Source organism: Occultella aeris (assembly GCF_902703175.1).
GTDB classification, from domain to species: Bacteria; Actinomycetota; Actinomycetes; order Actinomycetales; family Beutenbergiaceae; genus Occultella; species Occultella aeris.
Genome location: NZ_CACRYJ010000016.1, coordinates 198206 through 221946, shown reverse-complemented (window position 1 = coordinate 221946; position 23741 = coordinate 198206). Strand labels below are relative to the sequence as shown.

The window sequence follows — 23741 nt, the reverse complement described above, 5'->3', positions numbered from 1 at the left end:
ATGCGTTCAGGGCTGCGGCCGCTCCCGGGGGTCTTCATGCTGCCGGGTGAGCAGGCGCCATCCCCTGGCCAGGGGTTAGGGTCTGCAGAAGGCCGGTCCGGATCGTGCCGTCGGGGGAATCTACGTGAGTAGTGAGCATCAAGCAGTGTGGCTCGGTGATGAGCGCGACGTGCGAGTCGACGAATCCGTAGTCCAGCAACTCCTCGAGCCGCCCCGTCGACGAGCCCTGCTGGTGGGCGACATCCCTTCGGCCGTCCCTCCCATCCTCGACGAGCTCGACTGCGACCACGTCCAGACCGCGCCGGAGACGGTCGTCGAGACCGCGGTCGCCATGGGCGCCGTCAATGCCGCGCTGATCGACCCGGCGCTGTTGGCGGCAGACCGCACCACGCACGCGATCGCCGATCTGCGCGCGCTGTACCCGCAGATGCGGGTGCTGCTCACCGGAGCTCTTCAACACCTGCCCGCCGAACTGTTGGTCCAAGCGATCCGCGGCGGTCTGCACGATGTCATCGACCCCACCGACGACGACAGTCTGAGCGGCGCCCTGCAGACGTGCCTGCTGCGCTCGGAGCAAGGGGCGGAACGAGTGCTGGCGATCGGCGCCCATCCAGACGACGTCGAGATCGGTTGCGCTGGCGCCCTGCTCGAGCACCGTCGCAGGGGCGACCACGTCGCCGTGCTGACCTTGAGTCGCGGGGACGTCGGAGGTGACCGCAACGCTCGGGTCAGCGAGTCGGTCACTGCCGCGACCCAGATCGGGGCGCGCCTGCTGCTGGCCGATCTGCCCGACACCCAGATCGACCAGGGCATCGACACCATCAGGCTCATCGAAGACGTGGTCGCCGCGCTGAGGCCGACCGTGGTGTATGTGCACTCCCGGCACGACAGCCACCAGGACCATCGTGCCGTCAACACCGCGACCATGAGCGCCGCGCGAGCGGTATCGCAGGTCTTCGCCTACCAATCGCCCTCGGCGACGAACGACTTCGCCCCCACCCGGTTCGTGCCCGTGGATGCGGTGATCGCACGCAAGGTGGACGTCTTATCGAGCTTCGCCAGCCAGAGCGCGCGCCCCTACCTCGAACCCGAGTTGATCGTGGCAGGCGCCCGGTACTGGGCGCGGCACCTCGCTCCGCTCGCCCGATACGCCGAGCCGTTCGAGGTGATTCGCAGCTTCATCCCGGGCCGTTCCGCCCTGAGTGCCGCCGCCCAGACCGTGCTGAACTCGCCCGCCCCGGTGGTGCCCATGGCAATGAACTCGCCCGAGGTCCGTACCGGAGCGTCGGTATGAGCCGCTCACAGCCCTGCGTGCTCGTCACCGGCGCCGGAGGTGCCGCAGCGGTCACGCTCATCAGGTCGTTGGCAGCCAGGTACCGAGTGGTCGCCGGTGACATCGACCCGTTTGCGGCCGGTCTCTACCTCGTGCCAGCAGCCCAGCGTGTCCTGCTCCCCCGCGGCGACGACCCCTCGTTCGCCGACGTCCTGCTGGAGGTCGCCCGTCGGTGCCACGCCGACCTGGTGATACCCACCGTGGACGTCGAGCTGCCGGTGGTGGCTGGGAGGGTCGGCGACTTCGGGAGGGCGGGCGTGGCCGTCCTCGTGGAGTCCTCGCAGACGCTCGAACGCTGTCAGGACAAGCTGACCCTCGTCGGCCTCTGCCAGGGGTCGGTACGCGTTCCGCGCACCGTCCTGCTGGAGCAGACCACCACTGCCGACGAGCTCGACAGCCTTGGCCTGCCGCACATCGTCAAGCCGCGGCACGGAGCCGGCGGACGAGGCTTCGCCGTCATCTCCTCGAGCGAGGACCTGCGCGGCGTCCCCAGGGACGGCACCATGTTGGCGCAGGAGCACCTTCCTGGGGAGGAGTTCTCCATCGACGTGCTCGCGCGGCCTGACGGGCACGTCGTGGCCGCGGTGCCCCGACGACGAGACAAGGTCGACTCCGGGATCGCCGTCGCCGGTCGCACGGTGCGCGACTCGGAGCTGGAGCAGTTCGGGCGGACGGTCGCTCGTCTCATCGGTGCGACCGGCGTGGTCAACGTCCAGGCCCGGCGCGCGGTCGACGGCACACCGGCGCTGCTTGAGGTCAACGCTCGCTTCCCGGGCACGATGGCACTGACGCAGGCCGCAGGCGTCGATATGCCGGTCCTTGCCGCGCGCGCAGCCTTGGGGCACGATCTCCCGGACCACCTGGACTTCGACGAGGTGGCTGTCGTGCGGTACCTCGCTGACGTCACGGTTCCCCTCGTCGAGTACACGACGATGCGTGACGGACGCACGCACTCCGGGCTCGACGCATGATCCTGGACCGGACCACCGACTGGCACACCCACTCCAGCCTCACCGACGGGGCCGACACATGGGAGGACATGGCAGCAGCGGCCTCCGTGGCCGGCCTGAGCACCCTCGGTGCCTCCGATCACGTCCGGCGTGAGACCAGCTGGCTGCCTGAGTACGTCGCCCGGATCCGCGCCTTGGACGGACACGGCAACCTTCGGGTGATGTGCGGCGTCGAGGCCAAGATCCTGGACGCCTCCGGTCGCCTCGACATTCCTGTGGCGGCTCCGCCCCTCGACTACGTGCTGGTGGCCGACCACCAGTTCCCCGCAGCCGACGGACCGCACAGCCCCGACTCCGTGCGAGCGCGGATCGAGGCTGACCCGGCTGCGGCGGGCGACGTCGTCGACACGTTGGTCACAGCGACCTGCAAGGCGGTCGCCCTGTCCCCGGCACCGGCTGTCGTCGCCCACCTGTTCAGCATCTTGCCGAAGGTGGGCATCGGTGAGGACGCCGTCAGCGACGAGCACCTGCGGGCACTGGCCGCCGCCTGCGTGAACGCCGGTGCGGCCGTTGAGATCAACGAGAAATGGCGCTGCCCGAGTGTGACGGTCGTGCGGGGTCTGGCCGCGCTGGGCGCCCGCATCGTGGCGGGCAGTGACGCTCACCGAGCCGGCGACGTCGGCCGCTGGGTCTACCTCGACGAGCTGGAACCGAGGATCCTGCTGTGAGCGCAGCGCTGCCGACCGAACCGCTCGGCTGGTTGCTCAGCATCATCGTCCTGCTCGGCGCCATCCCCATGTTCGTCTCCGCCACCGGGCACGTCCTGGCCGGGCTCCACCGCGTCCGCGACCACTACCGGCAGGCCGACGGCGCATATCAGCCGCGGGTCGCTGTCATCGTCCCCGCCTGGAACGAGGCGTCCGTCCTCGAGCACTCGATCGAGCGGATGATGGCGCTGGACTACCCCAGCGACAAGTTGCGCCTCGTCGTCGTCGACGACGCCAGCACCGACGACACCCCTCAGATCGCGCGCGAGGCCGTACGACGCTACCCCGGGCGCGTGGTACACCTCCGACGCGAGCGAGGTGGCCAAGGAAAGGCGCACACCCTCAACCACGGTCTGGCGCACGTGCTGGCGGACGACTGGGCCGAGGCCGTGCTCATCACCGACGCCGACGTCGTCTTCACCCCGACGGCGATCGGCCGCATGGGCCGTCACCTGGCGGACCCGAGCGTGGGAGCGGTGATGGGGTTCATCCGGGAGGCGAGCGAGCCCGCGCACTGGGTCGGTCGCTATGTCGGATTCGAGTATGCGACGGCGCAGCTGGCGATGCGGCGGGCGCAGAACGTCGTCGGCGTGCAGGGGTGCCTTGCCGGCGGCGCCCAGATGCTCAGCCGCGCGAACCTCGAAGCGATCGGTGGACGCATCGACACCACGACCCTCGCCGAGGACACGGTGACGACGATGCAGACCCAGTTGGGCGGCCGCCGGGTCGTGTTCGACCCCAACGCCGAGTGCTGGGCCGAAGAGCCCGCGAGCCTCGTGGCGCTCTGGAAGCAACGGCTGCGATGGGCACGCGGGAACCTCCAGGTGACCCGGCGCTTCCGTTCGGTGTTCTTCCGCCGCTCGAACGAGCACCACCTGGGCAACTGGTGGTTCGGAACGATGTGGTTCAGCACGCTGTACCTGCCCGCCTTCATGATCGCGGCGTCGGTTGCACTGGTGGTTCTGTGGTTCGTCGACCAGGGCCCGGCGCACATCGCGTTCCAGCTCTACTGGGGCCTGAGCACGCTGCTGTTCATTTTCGGGACCACGTTCGTGCTGCTGCTCGACCGACGGGTCGCCTATCAGAGCTGGCTGGCAGCCCTGACCTTCCCCGGCCTGGTGAACCTCCTCATCCTGGCGGTCATGCTGGCACCGCGGCCCATGGACGCCCTCGCCGGCCAGGTGATGCCGACGTTTGGAGTCACCTGGGACGACCGAGCCCGCGCTATAGCCGTGCTGCTGGCATACGCATGGACCGGTGCAGCAATGCTCGCCGGTTGGCTCGTGTACCGAGCCGATAGGGTCGCGTGGTTGCGTCCGGTCGTACCCGCGCTGGTCCTGGTCGTCGGATTCGGACCCGTCTTGTGCGCGGTCAGCATCGCCGCCTACGTGGCAGAAGCGCGCGGCGCCGCCTCCACCTGGGACAAGACGGAGAAGACCGGAAAGGTGCGCACCTCATGAGCGGTACGCCTGCCGACCAAGGTCACAAGCACCTCGACCTCCTCACGCACGACCAGCGTCGAGAGCGGTCCGTGCTGTGGCGCCTCGTGCTGGCCGGCGTCGTGACCACCGCGATCGGGATCGCACGACAGTGGTGGTGGGTGTGATGGTCGGGCGAGCCTCATCGATGATGCTGACCATGGTCGTGGCCGGGACCTTGGTCGCCGCGATGGTGCGACCAGCAGCGGCGGATCCGGGCGCCTCGCGGTCGAGTACACCGGTCGCATCCGAGACGTGGGACTGGGTGCTGGGCCAGCTCGAGACCGGCACCCCCGTGACGAGCACCTCGACGGTCGAGCCCGACCAGGCCTACCCACCCGAGTGGACCGGTCCAGTGAGCGGCTCGGTAACGCTCGCCGGCCTCCCCACGCCGCCGGACCTGCAGGAACTGCAGGTCGAGGCGTTGGTCGTCACCGACCGCGCCTACTCCATCGCCTTCACACCGGTCGAGGCCGACGGCACCTTCACCTTCCCTTGGAGCCACCCCGGTAGCAAGGTGTACCGGCTCGTCGACCCAGCCACCGGCGAGGTGCTCGCCGAGCAGGCTCCGGACCACGGCCTGGTTCGCTCCTACGACGTGCCGGACGGGCACCATCTGCACGGTCGCTCCTTCTCCTACGACCAAGCGCTCACGCTGGTGACGGCCCTCTCCCTTGGCGAGCTCGCCGTCGCCGACCGGCTCGCTGACGGTCTGCTCAGCCTGCAGACCGACGGCGGACCGCAGGACGGCGGGTTCGTCACCTCAGCCGCCGCCCTCCACCCCGCCGGCGCGGTGGCCGAGTACCGAACCGGCAACCACGCCCTCGCGACCTACGCCCTGCTGCGGTACCTGCGCGACGGATCTCCCGATCCCGCAGCGCGGGCGCAAGCGCTCGAGGGGGCTGAGCGCGCCCTGGAATGGCTCCTCGCCCGGCAGGCCGTGGACGGTCCCCTCGCTGGTCTGGTACGTGGCGGATACGGCTGGTACGCCACCGGTGGGTTCGACCCGAGCTATGAGCTGCCCTGGGCCTCCACCGAGCACAACGTGGACGCGTGGCACACCTTCCGTCTCGCCGACGAGGTGCTCGGGCACGTCGGCGCCGCCGATGCCGCCGCGGTGCTGCACGACGCCATTCTCGAGCGCCTGTGGAGCAGCGAGGAGGGCCGGTTCTGGCAGGGCCGTTCCCCCGACGGACCCGATCCTGGTCACGCGCTGGACGTCAGTTCCTGGGGTGCCCTCTTCCTGCGGGCCGCGGGGCACCAGGCGCAGGCGGCCCAGGCGATGGCCAACATCGGTTGGTACGCCTCCACTCACGCCGGCGCCAGCGGGTTCGCTCCAGTGCCGTTCCCGGCGGAGCCCATCGTCTGGGTCGAGGGCACCGCTGGCGTCGCACTCGCGCAGTTGCGCCTCGGCCAGGACGCGGCGCCCACCCTCGCCGCGCTCGCGCCCGCCGCGACCGACGGGATCTACCCGGGCGCCACGCGAGGCGACGAGTGGCTGTCGATGACCTCTGCGCCCGCCGTCGGCGGGGCGACCTGGGTCTTGCTGGTCCAGCAGGCCCTCGCGGGGCATCCATCGATATGGGATGAAACCCAGGAGGAGGCAGGCGCATGACCTGGAGCCAACCGCACGGATACCGCATACCGGGAACGGTCAGCCTGCCGGTCATGAGTCGGGCCCTGGAACGCTACGCCTGGCCCACCTGGCGGATCGAGGCCGTGCGCACCCTCGCGGCGGTCGCAGACGCCCTCCATCAAGGTCGCCACGACCAGGATGCCGTCCTGCGGCATCTCTCGCACGGGCAGCTCGGACTCGACGATCTGGTAGTGAGTCGCGCTCAGCACGGCGGGATCCTGTTGCGGGCAGCCGAGTTCATCGACATCGCCCACGTCTTCCTCCACCGTGCTTCGGCTGTGCCGCTGCCGAGTACGCTCGACCTGCGCTGCACAGCCCGATTCATGGACGACCCCGACGATCCAGACAGCCGCTGGATCTATGTGCTACTCAGCACCGAGCGCTCCAGCATGGAGACCATGTTCGCCGGTCTCCGGGATGTCGCGAGCTATCCGGTCCCCACGGCCGCCGACGTCGCCGACGATCCGGAGGCCGCCGAGCGAGCCGAGGTCTGGACGCGCGTCCTGCAGCGCTACCGCTCGTTCTCGCCCCCGTCCATCCTCGCCCCTGATCTGCACCTGGCGCTGGACCTGATCGAAGCGATCGGCGCCGGTGACCGAGACGACGAGCTGAGCTCCTACAGCAAGGTGACGGTCTCGGAGGTCGTCGCCGAGGTGGCGCTTCGGCAGGGCGCGAGCGCACCGGACGACCTACGCGCGCAACTCGTGGCACCCCTGACGCAGTAACACTCACTACGGCCCGAACCGGCGGACCAACGCCCGGGACGTAGCCGCGGGTTGCTGAGGCCATGAGTTCCGGTCGGGGCCACCGCCCTGCGCTACCGGCCAGCACGACGCGCTCCTTTGTACGGGTGAGGCTTGGGCTACTCCCAGGTCGCGGTATCCGGATCGATCCCGTGGTGGCGCGCGGACTCGTCGATGCTCTGACGGAACCACGTAGAGAGGCCGTCACCGATCCCGTTGTAGTACGACGCGAACCCTGGGTCGGCCTCGAACATCCGAGCCAGGCACACCTGCATCTGTCGCGTCAGTGGGAAGAAGTTCGAGAACAGTTCGCGGTGGCGTTCGGCAAGGTCGTCCGCCTCCTGGCTCCCTGGCTTGACGCTACGTCTCACCGCATCGGCGAGGTCGCGCTGGAGAGTGGACATCGCCTCGGAGAGCGCGCGCCACTGGGATTGTGAACGGGACGCCGAGTGTTCCGCGAACTGCGCCCACTGCTTCGACCCTCCCCACACGAAGCGGGCCGCTCGCGATTGCTGCGGATCCCAATCTTCACCGAAGGCCTCACGCTGCTCGTCGTCACTCATCAGGATGCCTCGCTCGTGCGCGTCAGTCATGCGCTCGAGCCGTTCGTCGAGTTGCTGGAGATCGTGAATCCGCTCGGCCAGCCGAGCCCGCTGCTCGCGCAGCGTGCTTCCGATCTCAGTGGTCGCATCATCGAGCACATCGCGAATCGCGTCGAGCGTGAGTCCGGCCTCACGGTAGGCCACGACCCGGCCAAGGCGCTCGAGGTCATCCCAGGTGTAGAGGCGGTAGCCGGCGGGCGTGCGGCGGGACGGCGATGCGAGACCGATCTCGTCCCAATGGTGCAGAGTGCGCACGGTCAGCCCGAGGACCTCGGCGGCGACACCGACCGTTGCATCCCCATCGATCTCACTGTCAACCATGGATGTCATTGTGGGCCTCCTTCGGAGTCACCCGGCGCGAAGATCCCTACAGACGCGAAATCGCGCCCCACGTCGCTGTCAGGAGTGAACGGCGTGGCCGCCGTGAACGTGACGTGTGCCCCTTCGGGAGTGATGACAGAGATGTCGCGCGTTCTCCACGCCGTGTCGTACGGCCCTGTCACCGAATCCGGGGACAGTTCTCGACACGCGTCGGCTACGGATTGGAGCTGGCCGAGGACGCAAGAGATGAACACCTGAGTTGTGGACGCCGCTGACCCGGCCGCATCGTCGTCCGCTGGAACGAGCAGGACGTCCTGAAACGCCCACCGTCGCAGATGCACGATCTGCCCGGGAACGCTGAACAAGTCGACAAAGCCGAGTCCGCGGACCCAGAAGTCTGTCGATGCGCGAAGGTCCCTCGTCGGGATCTTCACGAACATCGGCATCGCGTAGATGCCGAGGAACGGATCTGGCGCGACCGCGTCCGGGCCGTCAGGAACGGGGCTAATCTCGAATGCGTTGAAGTAATCGGTCATGTGAGACACCCTGGATCCTCACGTTGCGTGAGGGTCAAGACTGCCCACCCCACGCCGGTCCTGAGCGCCGCTCGGCGCCCGAGCACCCCACGGGCCTACCCACCCCGCGAGCAGTCTGCGCAGCCCGAGGTTGTGCGCCGCTATCGGGTGGGTGTCCGGTGTCGGGTTTCCGCAACTGATCCGGCGCCAACCAGCGACGGCCTCAGAGGTAGATGTGCACGGCCTTGCGGATGTACTCGGCGTGGTCGTAGATCTCCTTGAGGGAGGTGATCGGGTGTCGTGTCTCGGCCTTGTCCTCGTCGAACAGGCCGAGGTACTTCTGGCCGGTGTTGAGTGCAGGCGGGTGATCGGCTTGCGGTTGTTGTCGTCGAGCAGAATACCCATGTAGTTCGTGGTGTCGCGGTGCATGATCCGCGTTGGCGTGACCTCGCTGCAGGCGATGGCGTGCACGATCTGATAGCCCTCGACCTCCTCGAGGAGCGCAAACGTACCGTGGCCGACGCCCGGTGGCGTGCGCAGCGTGTCGTCAACACTGAACTCGTCGGCACGTACTGGCGCAGCGGCCGCACGATCCTGGATCGTCTGGGGACCGAGGCTTGCGGCACATCGGTGATCAACCGGCTTTCCGAGGATCTCCAGGTCGCGTTCCCTGGCTCTCGTGGCTTCAGCCATCGCAACCTGCGGTACATGCGCACGTCCGCCCAGGCGTGGTCCGACGAGGTTTGGCAGCAGCCTGCCGCCAAACTTTCCCTCGGGCCACATCATGGTGCTGTTGGACAAACTCGAGACCGAGTCCGAGCGCGACTGGTACGCGCAAGCAGCGGCCGAGTGCGGCTGGTCCCGCAACGTATTGCTGAGCCAGATCATGAACAGCCTGCACGGCTGCGTCGGCGCCGCCCCCTCGAACTTTGCCGCTCACCTGCCAGCTGCAGACTCCGAACTCGCCCAGCAACTCACCCGCGATCCCTACGTGCTGGCATTCCTCGACCTCACCGGCCCTGCGGCCGAACGCGCGAAACCGCGGAAACGGTCAGTTCTGGACGGGTGGTTGCGGATGAAGAACCCGTGCCACCGCAGCGAGACCGAGGCACGCGAGTATGGCGACCAGGGATGCAATGAGCCAGGGAAGGGCTGGGGCGATGCCGAAGGTGGCGGCGAAGACGCCGGGGGCGGCGATGTTGGCCAGCGCGAAGCTGTACTGGAACCAGGAGAGATAGGTGCTGCGCTGGTCGGGCGGCGCGGCGTCCGCGGCGAAGGCCATCGACCGCGGGCCGTGAAGGAGTTCTGCGATCGAGTAGATCACCACCGACAGCGCTAGGGCGGGCACGATCAGCGACGCCGGGGTGTGGCCAAGGCTCGCGGTGAAGAGGCCCCAGACGCACCAGATCAGTCCGGCGAGGATCATCACTCGCACGCGTGAGAATCGGCGTGTCAGTCGTACCGCTGGAGCCTGCCCGATCGCGCTGAGCAGCGTGTTGACCGCCAATAGCGGTCCGACGACCGCTGCGGAGGCCGACAGGCCGTCGACGACGTAGATCGCCAGACCTGAGCCGAGCAGGGTGCTACAGAAGGCGAAGAGGGCACTGACGCCGATGTAGGCGAGGTAAGGCCGTGACGGAGCCCGATGGATGCGGGGCGGTGCGACCTCTGGCGCGGTCCGCGTTGGCTGGCCTGCTCGCTCTGCCAGCATCAGGATCCCCGAGAGGGCGAGGAAGGTGGCGTTCGCGCCGATGGCGAGGAGATAGGGCAGGTCCCCGGGAATGAGCAGGAGCGCTCCGGCGGTCAGAGCGCCGAGAGCGTAGCCGGTGTTCTGGATCATGTTGGTGAACGCGAACCATCGGTCCTTGTCGGCGGGAGGGCCGGAGTCGGAGGCGTCTGCGATGACGGCGAAGACCGACGACCAGAAGGTGCGTTGACCGATCGCCAGGACGAGCGCACAGGCAACGATCGCGGGGAGTTCGCGCACCACCAGGAAGCCAGCGAGCCCCAGTGCTTGTAGGACCTGGGCGGCGATCAGCACCGTTCGCCCGCCGAGTCGTGGCACGACCTGGCCGGCCACGGCAGGGACGAACAGCGCGACGGCAAAGGTGGCGGACAAGGTGACGCCGGCTTGGGCCAGCGGGATGTTCGCCACCTTGGTCAGGAAGAGCAGGAGCAGGGGGGCGCTGATCCCGGTGCCGATCGAGTCGACCCCGAGGGCGATCGCGAGAGGGAGGTGGCGGCGAAGCCCGGGCAGTTCAAACACGAAGGTGTCTCCAGCTGGTGCGTCACGGGCAGGCGGACGTGCTCGACCCGAGTTGCTGTCGCAGCTGCGGGAAGGCGGGCAGGTAGAGGTCGACGTACCGGTCCGAGGGTCGTGAGGAGCTCGAGGGTCGTGACACGTCCTGTCGTGAGCGCCGTGCCCGTCGTCCGAAGACTCCAAGTTCGTCTGTCCTCAACACCAGCGTTCGTCGTTTGCCGGTGTCATCCTGACCCACGACCGGACACTGGTCAACCGGGTACGCTGGTGTGATGCACGTTGCTGAGAACGGCTTCGATACGTGGGCGCCCCCTGCCGCGGCGCTGGTGCGGGACTTCGTGAACAGCTACGAGCCGCAGGAGGATGCCGAGTCTCTGACCAGCGTGGCTGCACTCACCGACTGGCTGTCGGCGCACGGCCTGGTGGCCCCAGGTGCCTCGATGACGCCGACGGACCTGCGCTCCGCCCTCCGGATCCGCGAGGGGCTGCGCGCGGTGCTCCTTGCGCACGCCGGGCACGAAGCCGCTCCCGACGCCCGGCGCCTCCTGGCTGCCGAGCTGGCCCGACTGCCGTTGCGGGCCGTGCTCGACGACGACGGCGGTCTAGTCCTCACGGGAACTGGCAGCGACTACGTCCGCGCCATGGCTGGCCTAGTCGACGCCATCCGGCGCTGCGAGGTCGCCCGCGACTGGACGCGCCTCAAGGCCTGCGCGCGCCGCACGTGCCACTGGGCGTTCTACGACTCCTCCCGCAACCATGCCCGGCGGTGGTGCTCGATGGCCGGGTGCGGCAACTACGTCAAGATGCGTCGTCGCGCGACGTCCCGCACGGGTGCGGACCGCACGGAGGGCGCGTCACGTGCGCGGTAGCGCAGCCTCTTCTTCGACGCCCTCGTGCGCCCACCGTCGCAGGGTCAGGCCGGGCAGTTGGGCCAGGGCGGACTTGATGACCTCGATGTGGTCGGTCGCTGCTCGATCCCGCGTTCCCGGGCCGCGGCAGCATCGCGAGGGTCACCCCGCCGCCGCCTCCGCATGGTGATTTCACGTCGAGCACAGTCAGGTGAGGCGGTGTTGAAGATGCACAGGACGCCGGTCCCGGCCTGGTCCTTGCCGATCGCCCTGCCCAAGGCAGCGCGTAGAGGCAACTGCTCAGATGAGGACAAACCGGACGAACCCGAGCAGAAGGACCATTACGCCAAGCACAAGGATCCACGGCCACGGTCCCTTGCGGGGCTCTTCGAGCTGACGATGTCCGGCCAGTTCAAGAATGTCGCAATAGCCTACGGCCCCTGGGTCGACGATCAGGGCCACGCTTCCTGGTCCTCCGGCAGCCGGCCGCGACGGGCGAAGACGGCGAGCGCGAACTCGGCCTCCCGCCGCAACTCGTCCCAAACCGGCATAGCCTGAACTTGTCGGAGGGCCGGGTAGTCGTCAGCCAGATCCTCAGCGGCTCTGTCCCAGACGACCTGGAAGCGTCTCAAGGCTTCCTTCTCTTCGACCGTGTAGACCTGCGACTCATCGAGCCAGGGATCCGAGCCGAGCGTCCAGTCCTCCCATTGGTTGATGATCTCGTAGGGAACATGCACGATCGGTGCCACTGCCTCGTACGTCAGCTGCGCGGCGAATGAGGCAACGAGCTCGAGGTACTCGATGATGCGGTTGCGGATGCGCTGCTTGACGACTCGCTTGGTCGGACGCTCAGCGCACGGACCCACGGGATCACCCACGGCGCCAGTGTTACCCAGCGAAGGTCGAACTTCGATCTCCCTGGCCCAGTCCGCCCGCACGAGTCACTCCGCCACTCGGCGTACCAAGGGCGGACGGCGGGGCTGTAGCGCTGCTACCCCGAGCCCTGCGACCAGTGGCACCACCACGAGCATCGCGAGCGTTGGCAGCCATGGGATCACGAGCGAGGTCGGCTCCCAGGCAAGGCTCGTGTCACGGACCGTCATGAGCAACCGGGTGCCGAGCAGCCCGATTGGGATTCCTGCGATCACCGCGATCGCGGCGGCCCCGCCGGCCTGCCACGCCGCGACCCAGCGCGTGAACCTCGGGCGCGCACCGACGGCCTCGAGCGTGGCGACGTCCGGTCGTGCCTCTTCTCGGGCAAGCGCACCCATCAGCCACAGCAGGAGCGCGACCACGATCGCGGCGGCGGCCAGGAGGGCGTACTCCGTAGGCGCGTGCTCCAGTTCGGGCGCGCCATGCTCGATCGCCAGCGTCCAGCCGTCTGCCTGTGCGGCCTGGCCGAGTCCCTCGAGTGCGACGGGGTCGAGCCCAACCACGAGCACGGCGACCACGTGCACGTCGAGCTCGGTCTCCACAGTGCGCGGCAGCAGTGCCGTAGCAGGACCGCGCGGCAGGATCTCCTCAACTTGGACAGTGCGCTCGCCGCCCGGTCCAGTGAGCACCGCAGTTTCGCTGCCTCCCGGCAGCGTTCCGGGAGCGACCACGAGTCGCTCAGCGGAGAGCGCGTCCCGGACGGAGGCGTCGTAGCCCCAAGCCTCGATCAGGTCATCGCTCGCCAGCAGGGCCGCGGGTACGCCGCTGCCACCGAGCAGGCTGGACTCATCGGCGGGTTCAAATACGACAGTGTCCCGGCCGTCCGAGAGCCAGAGCGGGTCGTCGGGAGTGAGGAGCGGTAGCGCACGGCCGTCGGCGCCCACCTCGGTGACCATCGCAGACACCGCCTCCGTCTCGGCAGCAGTCACCTCGAGAGCCAACCCATCTGGGTCCCAGCGCATAAAGATTCCTGATCCCGGGGGACCCATCGGGGTGTACCTGTCGAACTCAGCCTGGTGCGTACTGCCGACGTAGGTCATCGCTGCGACCAGCAAGGCGACCATAGTGGCGCTGGCGATGGTCGTCGGAACCACTCGCATCGGATACCTCGCACCCTCACGCAGAGCGAAGCGCAGTGAGTACGGTCCGCGGCGTGCCCTGCCGAGGAGCGACGTGAGGCCGATCGCCAGCAGCGCAGCCAGGCCGGCCCACGTCACCACGGTTCCGACGGCCACGAGCAGCAGGTCGATGCGTCGGAGCCCGAGTGCCAACACCATGCCCCCGAGGGCCAGGCAGGTGACCGCCAGGCCGATGCGGCGCGCGCTACTCGTGCGCCCCGACTCGGATACGCGCCCGTGGAGCGTGTCGACGACGGACGCGCCGCGGACGCGCCACGCTGTCATCAGCGCGGCGACAACGTTGACGGCGACGACGACCACCGCGATAGCAATCGCTGCGACAACCACGGTCACCGTCTCGGGCACACTGGCTGCCCCGCCACCGGTCGACAGGGCACCGCTCGCCAGCGCGAGGCCGAGCGGAGCGCCGACCACCGCGCCGGCTGCGGCGGTCAGACCCGCCGGAGCGACGAGTGCGAACGTCGTATCGCCGACACGACCGCCGGCCGCCTCCACCAGACCGATCTGCCGCAGATTGCGGTGTGCGGCAGCCATGTGTAGAGGTGCTGTGACGAGGCAGATGATGCCTAGTGCGAGCACGCACACCAGCACCGTCGTCGCCGAGACCCATGCATCCGTCGACACTCCGGAGCTCATTTGTCGACTGGCTACCGCCATCGCGACAGCGGCCGATCCGACCGCCGTCACCAGTGCAAGCAGGACGGCGACGAGGACCGTCCGCGGTGGACGGCGACGCAGGTCGCGGATGGTCATGAGCAGCACCGGCCGGGCGCGGCGCCACATCACACGCCTTCCAGCAGCGACTCGGGCTCGTCGGGTGCGCTCGTCGTCACGACCCGGCCGTCCTCGAGGTAGAGAGTGCGGTCTGCCCATGCCGCGAGCCGCGCATCGTGCGTGACGATCACACCCGCCGCACCGGCGTCGACGCGGTCGCGCAAGAGAGTCATGACGTCTTCGCCGGTGACCGAGTCCAGCGCACCGGTCGGCTCGTCGGCAAGTAGCAACCGTCGCGGTCCAACGAGCGCGCGTGCGATCGCAACACGCTGCTGTTGTCCCCCGGAAAGGGCGTCCGGGAAACGTTCGGCGAGATGGTCGACTCCCACCGCCCGTAGCGCGTCGCGGGCTGCCGACTGCGCCTCACGGGGAGCAACCCCATCCAGGTCCAGGGGTAGTGAGACGTTCTCGATTGCCCGCAGCGACGGGATCAGGTTGAGATCCTGGAACACGTACCCGATGCGGCGTCGCCGAGCTCGGGAGCGCTGTGCCCGACTCGCACCACTCAGCTCGGTCCCGGTCACGGTCACGGTGCCCGCGGTGGGGAGGTCCAGCCCACCCAACATGTGCAGCAGCGTCGACTTACCTGAGCCCGACGGCCCCATCACGGCGACCAGTTCGCCCAGGCGAACGGTGAGCGAGACGCCGTCGAGCGCTGTGACAGCCACTCCCCCGAGACCTGGGTACCGCCGCACCACGTCGCGCGCGTCGACGACGACGGCACCTCCCACTGTCATCGGGATGTCCGCTCGGCTTCGGGGTGTGGGTCGGCGACTGCGGCCGGCCCGTCGGCCGCAGTCCCTCGCGCCGGACCGCTGCGGGTCCGTCCGCGCGCGACCTGCTCGCGGACGTGGTCGAGCCAGCGGACCTCGGCGTCGGCCGCGAAGATCATGCGGTCGAGGGTCAGGCGCCATCCCAGGTCATCGGGCACCTTCGCGTCGCGCTTGAGCCGCGTGAGGTCGTGCATCGCACTGACGGTGGCTGCGCGCTGGCTCGCGATCACGGTCGCCACGTCGACGCTCGGGTCACCGATCGCCAGCGCCAGTTTGATACTCACCTCCTCTCGCGCGGGCGTGGCACGGTCGGCGGCTTCCAACCACCAAGCCCGCACCTGCGCACGTCCGGTGTCGGTGACGCGATAGCGCACCGGGGTATCGCCGTCGGGATCGGGCTCAGCAAGGCCCGCTTTCACCAGACTGCCCAGGGTGACCGTGACCTGGCCCATGTTGAGCGGCCACGCCGACGTGGTGCGACGCTCGAACTCCCCCCGCAACTCATAGGCGTGCATCGGTCGATCAGTCAGGATCGCCAGCAGGCCATCGCGAACGGACATCGCACCTCCATGGTTACACCGAAACTAATGGTTGCACTGTAACCATTAGTTTCGGGCGGATTGGGCGACACGCCGTCGACACGTCGTGAGCCGTTCGCACGCTCGGTCTGCGTCTGATTCGCACCATGACGGTGTTGAGTAGGCGGGATCGGGCGCCGATGAGAAATGACGCCGACTGCAGTCTCAATACGGTCCGGTGGAAACGCGCTGCGCACATCAAGGGAGAGCAACGAGATGAGACCACTCCGATACTCGATCAACGTCACGCTCGATGGCTGCTGCCATCACGAGGCAGGACTCCCACCCGACGAGGAGTCGATGCGCTACTGGACCGCGGAGATGGGACGAGTCGATGCCCTGCTGTTCGGCCGCGTGACCTACGAGATGATGGAGTCGGCGTGGCGGCGGCCGGCCACGGGCACGTGGCCCGACTGGATGGATGAGTGGGAGATCCCGTTCGCCGAGACCATCGACCGGGCGAAGAAGTACGTCGTGTCCAGCACGCTGAGCGAGGTCGATTGGAACGCCGAGCTGGTGCGAGGCGACCTGGGGCAAGCGGTTCGGCGGCTCAAGCAGGAGCCAGGCGAGGGCCTGTACGTGGGTGGCGTGACACTCCCTCTGGCGTTGGCAGATCTGGGACTGATCGACGAGTACGTGTTCGTGGTGCAGCCGGTCCTTGCCGGACACGGGCCGACGTTGCTCACCGGTCTGCGCGAGCGCATCCAGCTGGAGCTCGTGGATCGCCATGAGTTTGGGTCAGGGGCCGTCGCCCTGCGATACCGGCCCACGCAAGCAACGGCTTGACGTGGTTCTCCTCGGGGTTGGAGTGGGCCTCAGACAAGCCAGCCCGACCGTTTCCCGCGGGGTAACTATGCGATGAGCGACTGGCCTCCGTCGACGAAGACCTCGGTGCCGGTCACATGGCTCGCCGCGTCGGAGACAAGGTAGACGATGGTCTCCGCCACCTGCGCGGCTACGCCCGGCTCCTCGCCCGTGAGCGGGATCTGCCCCTCCGGGAAGTCGGCCGGCACGCCGAGGTCCTCGGTGTTGCGCTGCTCGGTGTTGTCGCCGATCTCGGTGTCGATCGCTCCTGGGCACACGGAGTTGACGCGCACCCCGCGAGGGCCTAGCTCGACGGCGGCCATGCGCGCGAACGCCACCTGGCCTGCCTTGCTGGTGGCGTAGGCCGAGGCGCCGGAGTTACTGAAGGTGCGGGTTCCGTTGATCGACGAAACGACGACGACCGAGCCGCCCTGCCGCACGAGCAGGGGCACCGCGAACCGCACGGTGTGGAACGTGCCGGAGAGGTTCGTGCCGATAGTGCTGGCCCACTCCTCCGGAGAGAGCTCTTCGAGCGGAGCCCAGACGCCGTTGACACCGGCGTTCGCGACGACGACGTCGAGCCGACCGAGATCCTGTTCGACCCGAGCGAGCACGTCGCGCACGGCGGCGGCGTCAGCGACATCGGCCGATACTGGGAGTACGGAGCCGCCACCGCGGCGGATCTCGTCGGCGACATCGTCCGCGCTCTCCTGCCGGTGCCCGAGCGCGACCACGGTGGCCCCCTCGCGCGCGAGGAGCACCGCCGTGGCCCGTCCGATGCCGGACCCGGCACCTGTGACCAGCGCGACCTTGCCTTCCAGACCCTTCACCGTTCCCCCTCTATGTTCGACGTCCTCGATGTTAACGACGAGACCGGAAGCTCGCGCCCCGACCGCCACACGCGCACGAAGACCGCTGCCCGATGAGGTTCTCACTCGCGGGGCCGCGGTCTCGTGGCGGCCGTCAGTCGTTGCGCCCGAGGGCGTCCTTGACCTTCTCGCCGGCCTGCTTGAGGTTGGCTGCGGTCTGGTCGCTCTTGCCCTCGGCCTTGAGGCTGTCGTCGTTGGTGGCGTCTCCGACGCCCTCCTTGATCTTGCCGCCGGCCTCCTGCGCCTTGTTCTCGATCTTGTCGTCGGTGCCCATCTGCTCTCCTTGGGTGAGCCGGCCGCTGGTCGGCCGGTCGTGGTTGCCCGGTCAGATACCGGGAGATCAGTTGCCTGGCCACTCCCCGGTCCAGCGCTCGAATACCCGGGCGCCGCCGCGGCTGACGGTGGCCTTCACAGCGGCGAAGATCGCACCCTGGATCAGTGCGCCGACCAGGACCTCCTTGAAGGAGTACTCGGACTCCAGCGGCTTTGGCGCGTCGCCACGGTCGCCCGGCAAAGCCTTCTGCCAGACCATCCTGAAGACTTGGCCGGCGATCAGGCCCGCGACCACGCTGCTGACCAATCCGAACGGTTGGTAGAGGATCTTGGCTGCCTTGTTGCCGTCTTGCTGGTTCTTGCCGCTCATGAGTGTTCGCTCCTGGTTGGGTGACCAATCGTCAACTTTGATCGCTGGCCAGCGCTGGGGCTGTCGGTGGATGCGGTCATTAGCGCACCGGCCGGTCTGGAGGCACCGGCTGGTCCGGGCGCTTCCCGCGTGCGAGCTTCTCACCCGCGGCCGTGGCCTGGTCGACCGCCTGGGAGGCCAGATCGCCGGCTGCCTCGACCGCGTCCTGCACCTCGGGGCGCCGCCACAACTGCTGTGCCTGGGCCTTGATCTTGTCGTAACGCTGGCGTCCGTCACGAGCGCCCAGCACGTAGCCGACACCCAATCCCACGATCAGTCCGAACTTGCCCTTCACGTCGCGCTCCTCACACCCAACCCGAACGAACTTACGTTGTAAACGTACCCCTCGTGGGTTGCGGCGCAACCGGTAGGCGGCGTCGCTGACCTATCCGGTCATCCGCTAGAGGTTTCGCTGAGCATCAGGGCCATCCGTTCCAGCAGTTCTTCCAGGCTCTCCTCGAACTCCACCGCGGCATGGTCCTGGGAGAGAGGTTCTCGCAAGCGCAGCACCGTGGGGTACCGCTCAAGTCCGTCCCGACTGGGATCGCCGTCGTCCTCCAGCACGTCCAACGGACCGACATCGGCGCCATGGTTGGCGACCTCCAGCAGCAAGTGCCCAAGCAGAAAGCTGGTGAACGCACGGTAGGCACCGGCACAGGTCACGTCATCGAAACCCTCCTGATGCAGTCCGGCCAGGAAGGTCTCCACCCAATCCAGGTTCCGAAGCGGCGGCCGCAACCAGGGCGCCTCCGGCGGGCGCGAGGCGACCAACGGGAAGGCCCGCGGGTGCATCAGAGCGACACGCCGTACCCCGTGAGCCAGACGCTGCACGAAGTCCTGCCACCCGTTCTCCGGGCGCCGAAGTACCTCGGCGTCCTCCTGCAACTGGTCGATCATCGACTGCACGACCAGGTCCAGCATCGCCTCCCGGCCAGGGACATACCGATACAGCGACATTGCCTCTACGCCGAGTCGCTGACCCAACCGCCGCATCGTCAGTCCCGCCAGCCCGTGCCCATCGATGAAGCTCAACGCGGCCTCAACGATCCGTTCCTCGCTCAGCGGCACCCGAGCCGAGGGCAGATCCGGTCCGGCGACCACCTCGGCATCCGCGTCCAGTTGCTCCTCCATAGAGCCAATCTCGCACCATCGCAGCGGCCCTGCCACGTCTTCGGTCCGATCAGCCCGGAGCCGGTGAGTCTGCGGTGGGTGCGGGCGGGGGATGCGGCCGCGCTGAACCGCAGGCGCGGCGACCGGGCCGCTTAACTCGACGGGTCTGTTCCCCGGGTCGGCGCGTCGGTCAGTACATCGTCGACCGCCGCGTACAGCACTTCCAGTTCGGTTGCGAGCGCCGAGTCCTCCGACGGCAGCGCGCGTGCGACTGCTACCGCGTTCACGAGGGTGAGGAACACCTTCGCCTGCCGGGAGTCACCTCCCGGCGCCAGCGCTCCCTCGCGCCGGATGACTCCCAGGCAGTTCTCGATCCGGCGACGAAGCTCTCGCTCGATGGCTATGCACTCCGCACCGGCCGCCTCGGACGAGTCATCGGCTCGCCCTCCATGCGCGCCGGACCAAGTCTCAGCTCAGCACGCGATCTTGCGGTAGCCGGGTGCCGGTCGGACGTCGGCTGGAGATCCACAGAGACAGTCCGCGACGGTCGGGAGCACTGCGGCGACGGCCGCAGCCTGTCTCGCACGGCACGCCCGCAAGTCGCCCCGGCGAGCGCGGTCCACCTGCGAGACTCGCGTCATGACCGCCGTGACCGGCCAGGTGCGCGAAGCGCTGGAGGCGACGAGCCCGGGCGAAGAACGGGGCGTCGCCGAACGCATGCCCGGTCGTGACGATGGGTAGCGCGGTCGGCTACGGGGCCCGTCTTCAGTTCCGTCGTGCCGAGCCCTACGAGGCCAAGGAGCTGGAGGAGCTCCAGAACCGGTCCGCATCCCACTGGGGCTACCCCGAGGGCTACTTCGACTGGGCCGGCGACGCTCGGCGAATCTCGGAATCCTACGTCCGCGACAACCCGGTCCTCGTCATCATCGACCGCGAGGGTCGCAAATTGGGCTTCTACGGCTTCACCGAGGACGACGACGGACTGCTCCTGGACAAGATGTTCGTCGCCATCGACCACATCGGAGAGGGCCTCGGCCGGGTGCTTTGGCGGCACGCCGTCCAGACGGCGCGCGATCTCGGGGCCTCCCAGTTCATCATCGGCGCCGATCCCAACGCCGCGCCCTTCTACGCGGCCATGGGCGCCGAGTGGTATGCCTCGAAGCCGACCGAGGAACCGACCTGGACGGTGCAGATGTACCGCTTCATACTCCCCGGTCAGCAACCCAGCGCCGAGCGTCGGGCAAGTCGATCTCGACCCTGATCATGTTCCGGGCCACCGAGCACCACCAAGAGGGGCCGACGCCGGCCCTCTTACAGGCCGGAGACCCGCCATGACTGTGTTCGCTCTTGCGTCAGATCCTCGAAGTATGCGCATCAGCCACGAACAGATTGACGACTACCTCACCCGCTACGCCACCTTGACCGACCTCGACGCCGAGGCTGCCGCCGACCTGTGGACGACGCCGGGCATGATCGCCGACGACCCTGTTCAGTTGCCGGTCGCGACGGTGATAGTCGGCTTGCCATCCAGTACTGGCACCAGCACCCGTTCGAAGCGCCACCGCGGCCCGAGGAGCTCTTCGAGCGCGGGCCAGTCACGCTCGCTGACCAGTCGGACATCAACCTCTGCCGCAGCATCAACGATAGGTCCCTCACATCCGCGAGTTCCTCACCTCCGGGCGTGCCGGACGCACGCCCGTCGAGACCGCGCTACCCGGACCGGCGGGTGCGGGTTATTCGCTTGAGCCCCACGGAGGAATCACTAGCGTGACCGGGAGACCGACCCGACCCAGAGGAGCGTGGCCGTGCCCTTCGAGATCCAGAAGTCCGACATCCCCGAAGGGCTGACCACGGACGAGTTCGTCCTCCGGCCGATCGTGGCCGCCGACGCCGAGCTGGACTACGCGGCCGTGATGGAGAGCCGGGACTACCTGCGCGCCTGGGAGCAGTCGACGTGGCCGGCGGACGACTTCACCGTCGAGGCCAACCGGGAGGACCTGGTCGGGCTGGAGGAACGGCACGCCGACGGCAGGGCCTTCACCTACACGGTGATGGACCCGGCCGGCACGGAGTGCCTCGGCTGCGTCTACCTGATGGCGACCGATGGGCGCTCGTTCACCGGCGCGCGCATCACCGCGGTCGGAGACCAGCGCTGGGACGAGTACGAGGCCGCCGTGTACTTCTGGGTGCGCCGGTCCCGACTGGCGACGGAGACGGACCGGACGCTGCTCGGGGCACTTCGGGCCTGGCTCGCCCAGGACTGGACCCTGCGCGGGCACCTCTTCGTCACCAACGAGCAATTCACCCAACAGGTGGACCTGATCGGGCGGACCGACCTGCAACTGCGGTTCACGGTCGAGAATCCGGGCAAGCCCGGCCGCTACCTGGCCTACTCCTAGGCGTCCACACCCTGGCGAACGTCGCCGGCGAGCACCACGTGCCTCGGCTCACCGGTGGCGGCGAGGCGTCGGTGCGCGTCGGCAACGCGGGGGTCGGCGAGGCCGATCGCCCCGATCCGGGCCGCAGCGATCGCGTGGTCTCCTGCGTGGTTGTCCTCGTCCTGGTCCACCCGCGCGTAGGGCCACTCGGCGCCGCCGAGGTAGGGCAGGAGGAACTCGTAGGCGAGGCGCAGGCTGCGCCCGTCGCTCGTAGCGTAGGACCACTGGTCCACACCGAGCCCGGCGAGGACCTGGGCCTCGGTGGCGAGCGCGCGCAACCCGTAGGTGGCGTACTGCCACGCGTCGAGGCGAGCCATCTCCTCCGGCAGCGAGCCGTCCGGGCCGAGCTGGTGCTCCAGGTGCGTACGGCCGAGCGCGGCCAGGTCGGCGACGAGCTCGGGCGTCGCGGTGCCGGCGTAGCCGGCGGCCGCGGCCACCTGCGCGAGCCAGAACGAGCCGTGGTTGTTGACCATCCGGCCCTCCGCCGTCCCGAAGTCGCTCGTGCGCAACCAGTGTGCGTAGTCCGCCATCCAAGCCCGAAGGCCGTCGCGGTCCGCGCCACGCCAGTGGCCGTCCGCCTCAAGGAGACGCACGTGGTCGAGGACCTCGACGAGCACCGCGCCCTCGATGATGCCGATCGCCGCGCCGTCGTTGACGCCCGGCAGCACGGCCGCGTGACGCAGGTGCGGCGTCATCGACGTGCCGGGGTCCACGAACCAGGTCCGCAGCAACGCGGCGGCGCCCCCGCCCAGCTCTGCGTCGTCACCGATGAACGCACCGAGCGCGAGCACCCGGACCCTCTCGACCATCTCGTCGTAGCGGGCCTTGTCATACCGGCCCGAGTTCGACTCGGGGTTGATCAGGCAGTCCCGGCGCAGGTACGGCAGCCCGTCCGCGTGCTCCGGGTCGGGCCAGGCGTACTTGCCGATCGCGTAGAAGTCGCGGATCTCGCCCGAGGGGCCAGGGTCCGGCTTGTCGGTCACGGCCACCGGGGCGAGCGCTGCGACCGCCCGTCCTTGCGCGAGGAGCGCATCCCGCGCGTTCCGCAGCGGTTCTCCCGCAGACCCGTCCCGCAGGGCCTCACGGGCACCACTGAGGACGGTCCACGACATCGTGGTCAGGCTGGGCGGCGGCAGATTGGAAGGCATCCAAATGGATGCTACGCCCATAACATGGATTCTTGGTCCGCCTGCGCGTGCCGGTAGGGCGCAGGCCGCCACCTCATTTAGGATCACCTGGTGATCTTCAAGGCCGTCGGCGATGCGCGCCCCTACCCGGACCATGGGCTGAGTACGCCCAAGGACTGGGCGCAGATTCCGCCGCGGCAGGTGCATCTCGACGAACTGGTCACCACCAAGGCCACCCTCGATCTGCACAGCCTGCTGTCCGAGGACTCCACGTTCTACGGCGACCTGTTCGCGCACGTGGTGTCCTGGCGCGGCGTGCTGTACCTCGAGGACGGACTGCACCGCGCCCTGCGGACCGCGCTGCAGCAGCGCAACGTACTCCACGCCCGGGTCCTGGAGATCTGAGCCATGGACAGTTCCGTGGTCCGCGGCCGCGTATCCGCTAGGTTCCTTCCGTGAGCACCAATGGCGTGCGGGACGCCGCCGAGGCCAGGGCAGCCCGGCGTCGGCACCTGCAGCAGCGACAGACCGTCATCTTCGGCGGCCTGATCGCGGTGATGCTGGTGATCGCGTTGACCGCCGGCGCCATGTGGGTGGGGATCCTCCCCACGCCGGTGAACATCCCGATCAACTCCCCCGAGCCCACCGAGGCGACGGCCGCACCCGGCCCGTGCCCGCCGGAGGGGCAGACGTACATCAACTTCGCAGAGATCACGGCAACCGTTCTGAACGGCACCACCACGAGCGGCCTCGCCGGCACTACCAGCGCCGAGCTCCAGGCCCGCGGCATCATCATCGCCGCCCAGGCCAATGCCGAGTCCAGCTACGCCGGCGTCGCCCGGATCGTCGCCGGCCCCACCGGGCTCGGTCAGGCCTACAGCGTGGCGCTGCTGTTCCCTGAATCGACCATCGTGCTCGACGAGCGTGCGGACGCCACCGTCGACGTGATCCTCGGCGCCCAGTTCGAGATGCTGCTGCCGGCCGAAGAGGTGCTCCTCGACCCGGCCGTCGTGATCCCTGCTCCGCAGGGCTGCGAGCCACTCCCGACGGCGACCGGCTGA

The 23741-nt window shown here is 68.6% G+C and carries 27 protein-coding genes; 14 read left to right on the top strand and 13 right to left on the bottom strand.

Going from position 1 to position 23741, the window contains the following annotated elements:
• Positions 1-169: 169 nt before the first annotated feature.
• The 7 genes from HALOF300_RS05585 to HALOF300_RS05555 are packed head-to-tail and all read left to right on the top strand — an operon-like array spanning position 170 to position 6889.
• Positions 170-1294, top strand: a complete 1125-nt coding sequence (locus HALOF300_RS05585; RefSeq protein WP_156739945.1) for a PIG-L deacetylase family protein — start codon at positions 170-172, stop codon at positions 1292-1294.
• The gene (locus tag HALOF300_RS05580; protein WP_156739944.1) at positions 1291-2304 is read left to right on the top strand and encodes an ATP-grasp domain-containing protein; all 1014 of its coding nucleotides are present in this window, start codon (positions 1291-1293) and stop codon (positions 2302-2304) included. The genes HALOF300_RS05585 and HALOF300_RS05580 overlap by 4 nt, the downstream gene beginning before the upstream one ends.
• Positions 2301-3011: a PHP domain-containing protein gene (locus HALOF300_RS05575; protein ID WP_156739943.1), complete on the top strand. Its 711-nt coding sequence runs from the start codon at positions 2301-2303 to the stop codon at positions 3009-3011. The genes HALOF300_RS05580 and HALOF300_RS05575 overlap by 4 nt, the downstream gene beginning before the upstream one ends.
• Positions 3008-4510: a glycosyltransferase gene (locus HALOF300_RS05570; protein ID WP_231955055.1), complete on the top strand. Its 1503-nt coding sequence runs from the start codon at positions 3008-3010 to the stop codon at positions 4508-4510. Before HALOF300_RS05575 ends, HALOF300_RS05570 begins: the two co-directional genes overlap by 4 nt.
• A complete protein-coding gene (locus HALOF300_RS05565) occupies positions 4507-4656 on the top strand; it encodes a hypothetical protein (RefSeq protein WP_156739942.1) in 150 nt (49 codons plus the stop codon). The genes HALOF300_RS05570 and HALOF300_RS05565 overlap by 4 nt, the downstream gene beginning before the upstream one ends.
• Positions 4657-4676: 20 nt before the next feature.
• Positions 4677-6143: a hypothetical protein gene (locus tag HALOF300_RS05560; protein ID WP_231955053.1), complete on the top strand. Its 1467-nt coding sequence runs from the start codon at positions 4677-4679 to the stop codon at positions 6141-6143.
• A gap of 53 nt (positions 6144-6196) precedes the next feature.
• A complete protein-coding gene (locus HALOF300_RS05555) occupies positions 6197-6889 on the top strand; it encodes a hypothetical protein (RefSeq protein ID WP_156739940.1) in 693 nt (230 codons plus the stop codon).
• Between the two features lie 137 nt (positions 6890-7026).
• Here HALOF300_RS05555 and HALOF300_RS05550 read toward each other — a convergent pair whose 3' ends face one another.
• A complete protein-coding gene (locus tag HALOF300_RS05550) occupies positions 7027-7830 on the bottom strand; it encodes a MerR family transcriptional regulator (RefSeq protein WP_197522330.1) in 804 nt (267 codons plus the stop codon).
• A 5-nt stretch (positions 7831-7835) separates the two neighbouring features.
• Positions 7836-8366 carry a VOC family protein gene (locus HALOF300_RS05545; RefSeq protein WP_156739938.1) on the bottom strand — a complete coding sequence of 177 codons (531 nt, stop codon included), beginning with the start codon at positions 8364-8366 and terminating at the stop codon, positions 7836-7838.
• A 333-nt stretch (positions 8367-8699) separates the two neighbouring features.
• Here HALOF300_RS05545 and HALOF300_RS27675 point away from each other — a divergent pair, with 333 nt between their 5' ends.
• A complete protein-coding gene (locus tag HALOF300_RS27675; protein WP_156739937.1) occupies positions 8700-9485 on the top strand; it encodes a DUF1016 N-terminal domain-containing protein in 786 nt (261 codons plus the stop codon).
• Here HALOF300_RS27675 and HALOF300_RS05535 read toward each other — a convergent pair.
• Complete coding sequence (locus HALOF300_RS05535) at positions 9397-10611, bottom strand: MFS transporter (protein WP_197522329.1); 1215 nt, start codon at positions 10609-10611, stop codon at positions 9397-9399. The two genes, HALOF300_RS27675 and HALOF300_RS05535, sit on opposite strands and share 89 nt — an antisense overlap.
• 266 nt (positions 10612-10877) lie before the next feature.
• Here HALOF300_RS05535 and HALOF300_RS05530 point away from each other — a divergent pair, with 266 nt between their 5' ends.
• On the top strand, positions 10878-11474 hold the full coding sequence (locus HALOF300_RS05530; RefSeq protein WP_156739935.1) for a CGNR zinc finger domain-containing protein: 597 nt from the start codon (positions 10878-10880) through the stop codon (positions 11472-11474).
• Positions 11475-11905: 431 nt separating this feature from the next.
• On the opposite strand, the gene HALOF300_RS05525 is transcribed toward HALOF300_RS05530, so the two are convergent.
• From HALOF300_RS05525 to HALOF300_RS05510, 4 genes are all read right to left on the bottom strand, one after another.
• Positions 11906-12331 carry a hypothetical protein gene (locus HALOF300_RS05525; RefSeq protein WP_156739934.1) on the bottom strand — a complete coding sequence of 142 codons (426 nt, stop codon included), beginning with the start codon at positions 12329-12331 and terminating at the stop codon, positions 11906-11908.
• A gap of 63 nt (positions 12332-12394) precedes the next feature.
• Positions 12395-14059, bottom strand: coding sequence for an FtsX-like permease family protein (locus HALOF300_RS05520; protein ID WP_156739933.1), 1665 nt, complete (start codon positions 14057-14059; stop codon positions 12395-12397).
• A gap of 248 nt (positions 14060-14307) precedes the next feature.
• A complete protein-coding gene (locus tag HALOF300_RS05515; protein WP_156739932.1) occupies positions 14308-15036 on the bottom strand; it encodes an ABC transporter ATP-binding protein in 729 nt (242 codons plus the stop codon).
• Entirely contained in the window at positions 15033-15632 is a 600-nt protein-coding gene (locus HALOF300_RS05510) for a PadR family transcriptional regulator (protein ID WP_156739931.1), read from the bottom strand. The genes HALOF300_RS05515 and HALOF300_RS05510 overlap by 4 nt, the downstream gene beginning before the upstream one ends.
• Positions 15633-15866: 234 nt before the next feature.
• Between HALOF300_RS05510 and HALOF300_RS05505 the strand changes: the two genes are divergently transcribed.
• Positions 15867-16436, top strand: a complete 570-nt coding sequence (locus tag HALOF300_RS05505) for a dihydrofolate reductase family protein (protein ID WP_156739930.1) — start codon at positions 15867-15869, stop codon at positions 16434-16436.
• A gap of 65 nt (positions 16437-16501) precedes the next feature.
• On the opposite strand, the gene HALOF300_RS05500 is transcribed toward HALOF300_RS05505, so the two are convergent.
• From HALOF300_RS05500 to HALOF300_RS05480, 5 genes are all read right to left on the bottom strand, one after another.
• Positions 16502-17284 carry an SDR family oxidoreductase gene (locus HALOF300_RS05500; protein ID WP_231955049.1) on the bottom strand — a complete coding sequence of 261 codons (783 nt, stop codon included), beginning with the start codon at positions 17282-17284 and terminating at the stop codon, positions 16502-16504.
• 133 nt (positions 17285-17417) lie between these two features.
• Positions 17418-17597, bottom strand: a complete 180-nt coding sequence (locus HALOF300_RS05495) for a CsbD family protein (RefSeq protein ID WP_156739929.1) — start codon at positions 17595-17597, stop codon at positions 17418-17420.
• Between the two features lie 66 nt (positions 17598-17663).
• Entirely contained in the window at positions 17664-17966 is a 303-nt protein-coding gene (locus HALOF300_RS05490) for a DUF4235 domain-containing protein (RefSeq protein WP_156739928.1), read from the bottom strand.
• A 79-nt stretch (positions 17967-18045) separates the two neighbouring features.
• Positions 18046-18300: a YtxH domain-containing protein gene (locus tag HALOF300_RS05485; RefSeq protein WP_156739927.1), complete on the bottom strand. Its 255-nt coding sequence runs from the start codon at positions 18298-18300 to the stop codon at positions 18046-18048.
• Positions 18301-18398: 98 nt separating this feature from the next.
• A complete protein-coding gene (locus HALOF300_RS05480) occupies positions 18399-19172 on the bottom strand; it encodes a TetR/AcrR family transcriptional regulator C-terminal domain-containing protein (protein ID WP_231955047.1) in 774 nt (257 codons plus the stop codon).
• Between the two features lie 676 nt (positions 19173-19848).
• Here HALOF300_RS05480 and HALOF300_RS05475 point away from each other — a divergent pair.
• Together HALOF300_RS05475 and HALOF300_RS05470 are read left to right on the top strand one after the other, a co-directional pair.
• On the top strand, positions 19849-20376 hold the full coding sequence (locus tag HALOF300_RS05475) for a GNAT family N-acetyltransferase (RefSeq protein WP_156739926.1): 528 nt from the start codon (positions 19849-19851) through the stop codon (positions 20374-20376).
• A gap of 544 nt (positions 20377-20920) precedes the next feature.
• A complete protein-coding gene (locus HALOF300_RS05470; protein WP_231955045.1) occupies positions 20921-21514 on the top strand; it encodes a GNAT family N-acetyltransferase in 594 nt (197 codons plus the stop codon).
• On the opposite strand, the gene HALOF300_RS05465 is transcribed toward HALOF300_RS05470, so the two are convergent.
• A complete protein-coding gene (locus tag HALOF300_RS05465; RefSeq protein WP_197522328.1) occupies positions 21511-22701 on the bottom strand; it encodes an alginate lyase family protein in 1191 nt (396 codons plus the stop codon). The genes HALOF300_RS05470 and HALOF300_RS05465 overlap by 4 nt on opposite strands.
• Before the next feature lie 90 nt (positions 22702-22791).
• Between HALOF300_RS05465 and HALOF300_RS05460 the strand changes: the two genes are divergently transcribed.
• A complete protein-coding gene (locus HALOF300_RS05460) occupies positions 22792-23085 on the top strand; it encodes a type II toxin-antitoxin system VapB family antitoxin (RefSeq protein ID WP_154795820.1) in 294 nt (97 codons plus the stop codon).
• A gap of 50 nt (positions 23086-23135) precedes the next feature.
• Positions 23136-23741, top strand: a complete 606-nt coding sequence (locus HALOF300_RS05455; RefSeq protein ID WP_156739923.1) for a LytR C-terminal domain-containing protein — start codon at positions 23136-23138, stop codon at positions 23739-23741.

What these genes read in the sequence shown, in the direction of transcription:
- HALOF300_RS05580 (WP_156739944.1), top strand. Translation starts at nt 1,291, where the DNA reads ATGAGCCGCTCACAGCCCTGCGTGCTCGTCACCGGCGCCGGAGGTGCC.
- HALOF300_RS05575 (WP_156739943.1), top strand. Translation starts at nt 2,301, where the DNA reads ATGATCCTGGACCGGACCACCGACTGGCACACCCACTCCAGCCTCACC.
- HALOF300_RS05565 (WP_156739942.1), top strand. Translation starts at nt 4,507, where the DNA reads ATGAGCGGTACGCCTGCCGACCAAGGTCACAAGCACCTCGACCTCCTC.
- HALOF300_RS05560 (WP_231955053.1), top strand. Translation starts at nt 4,677, where the DNA reads ATGATGCTGACCATGGTCGTGGCCGGGACCTTGGTCGCCGCGATGGTG.
- HALOF300_RS05555 (WP_156739940.1), top strand. Translation starts at nt 6,197, where the DNA reads ATGAGTCGGGCCCTGGAACGCTACGCCTGGCCCACCTGGCGGATCGAG.
- HALOF300_RS05550 (WP_197522330.1), bottom strand. Translation starts at nt 7,830, where the DNA reads ATGGTTGACAGTGAGATCGATGGGGATGCAACGGTCGGTGTCGCCGCC.
- HALOF300_RS05545 (WP_156739938.1), bottom strand. Translation starts at nt 8,366, where the DNA reads ATGACCGATTACTTCAACGCATTCGAGATTAGCCCCGTTCCTGACGGC.
- HALOF300_RS05530 (WP_156739935.1), top strand. Translation starts at nt 10,878, where the DNA reads ATGCACGTTGCTGAGAACGGCTTCGATACGTGGGCGCCCCCTGCCGCG.
- HALOF300_RS05520 (WP_156739933.1), bottom strand. Translation starts at nt 14,059, where the DNA reads ATGGCTGCCGCACACCGCAATCTGCGGCAGATCGGTCTGGTGGAGGCG.
- HALOF300_RS05515 (WP_156739932.1), bottom strand. Translation starts at nt 15,036, where the DNA reads ATGACAGTGGGAGGTGCCGTCGTCGTCGACGCGCGCGACGTGGTGCGG.
- HALOF300_RS05510 (WP_156739931.1), bottom strand. Translation starts at nt 15,632, where the DNA reads ATGTCCGTTCGCGATGGCCTGCTGGCGATCCTGACTGATCGACCGATG.
- HALOF300_RS05505 (WP_156739930.1), top strand. Translation starts at nt 15,867, where the DNA reads ATGAGACCACTCCGATACTCGATCAACGTCACGCTCGATGGCTGCTGC.
- HALOF300_RS05495 (WP_156739929.1), bottom strand. Translation starts at nt 17,597, where the DNA reads ATGGGCACCGACGACAAGATCGAGAACAAGGCGCAGGAGGCCGGCGGC.
- HALOF300_RS05490 (WP_156739928.1), bottom strand. Translation starts at nt 17,966, where the DNA reads ATGAGCGGCAAGAACCAGCAAGACGGCAACAAGGCAGCCAAGATCCTC.
- HALOF300_RS05475 (WP_156739926.1), top strand. Translation starts at nt 19,849, where the DNA reads ATGGGTAGCGCGGTCGGCTACGGGGCCCGTCTTCAGTTCCGTCGTGCC.
- HALOF300_RS05465 (WP_197522328.1), bottom strand. Translation starts at nt 22,701, where the DNA reads ATGCCTTCCAATCTGCCGCCGCCCAGCCTGACCACGATGTCGTGGACC.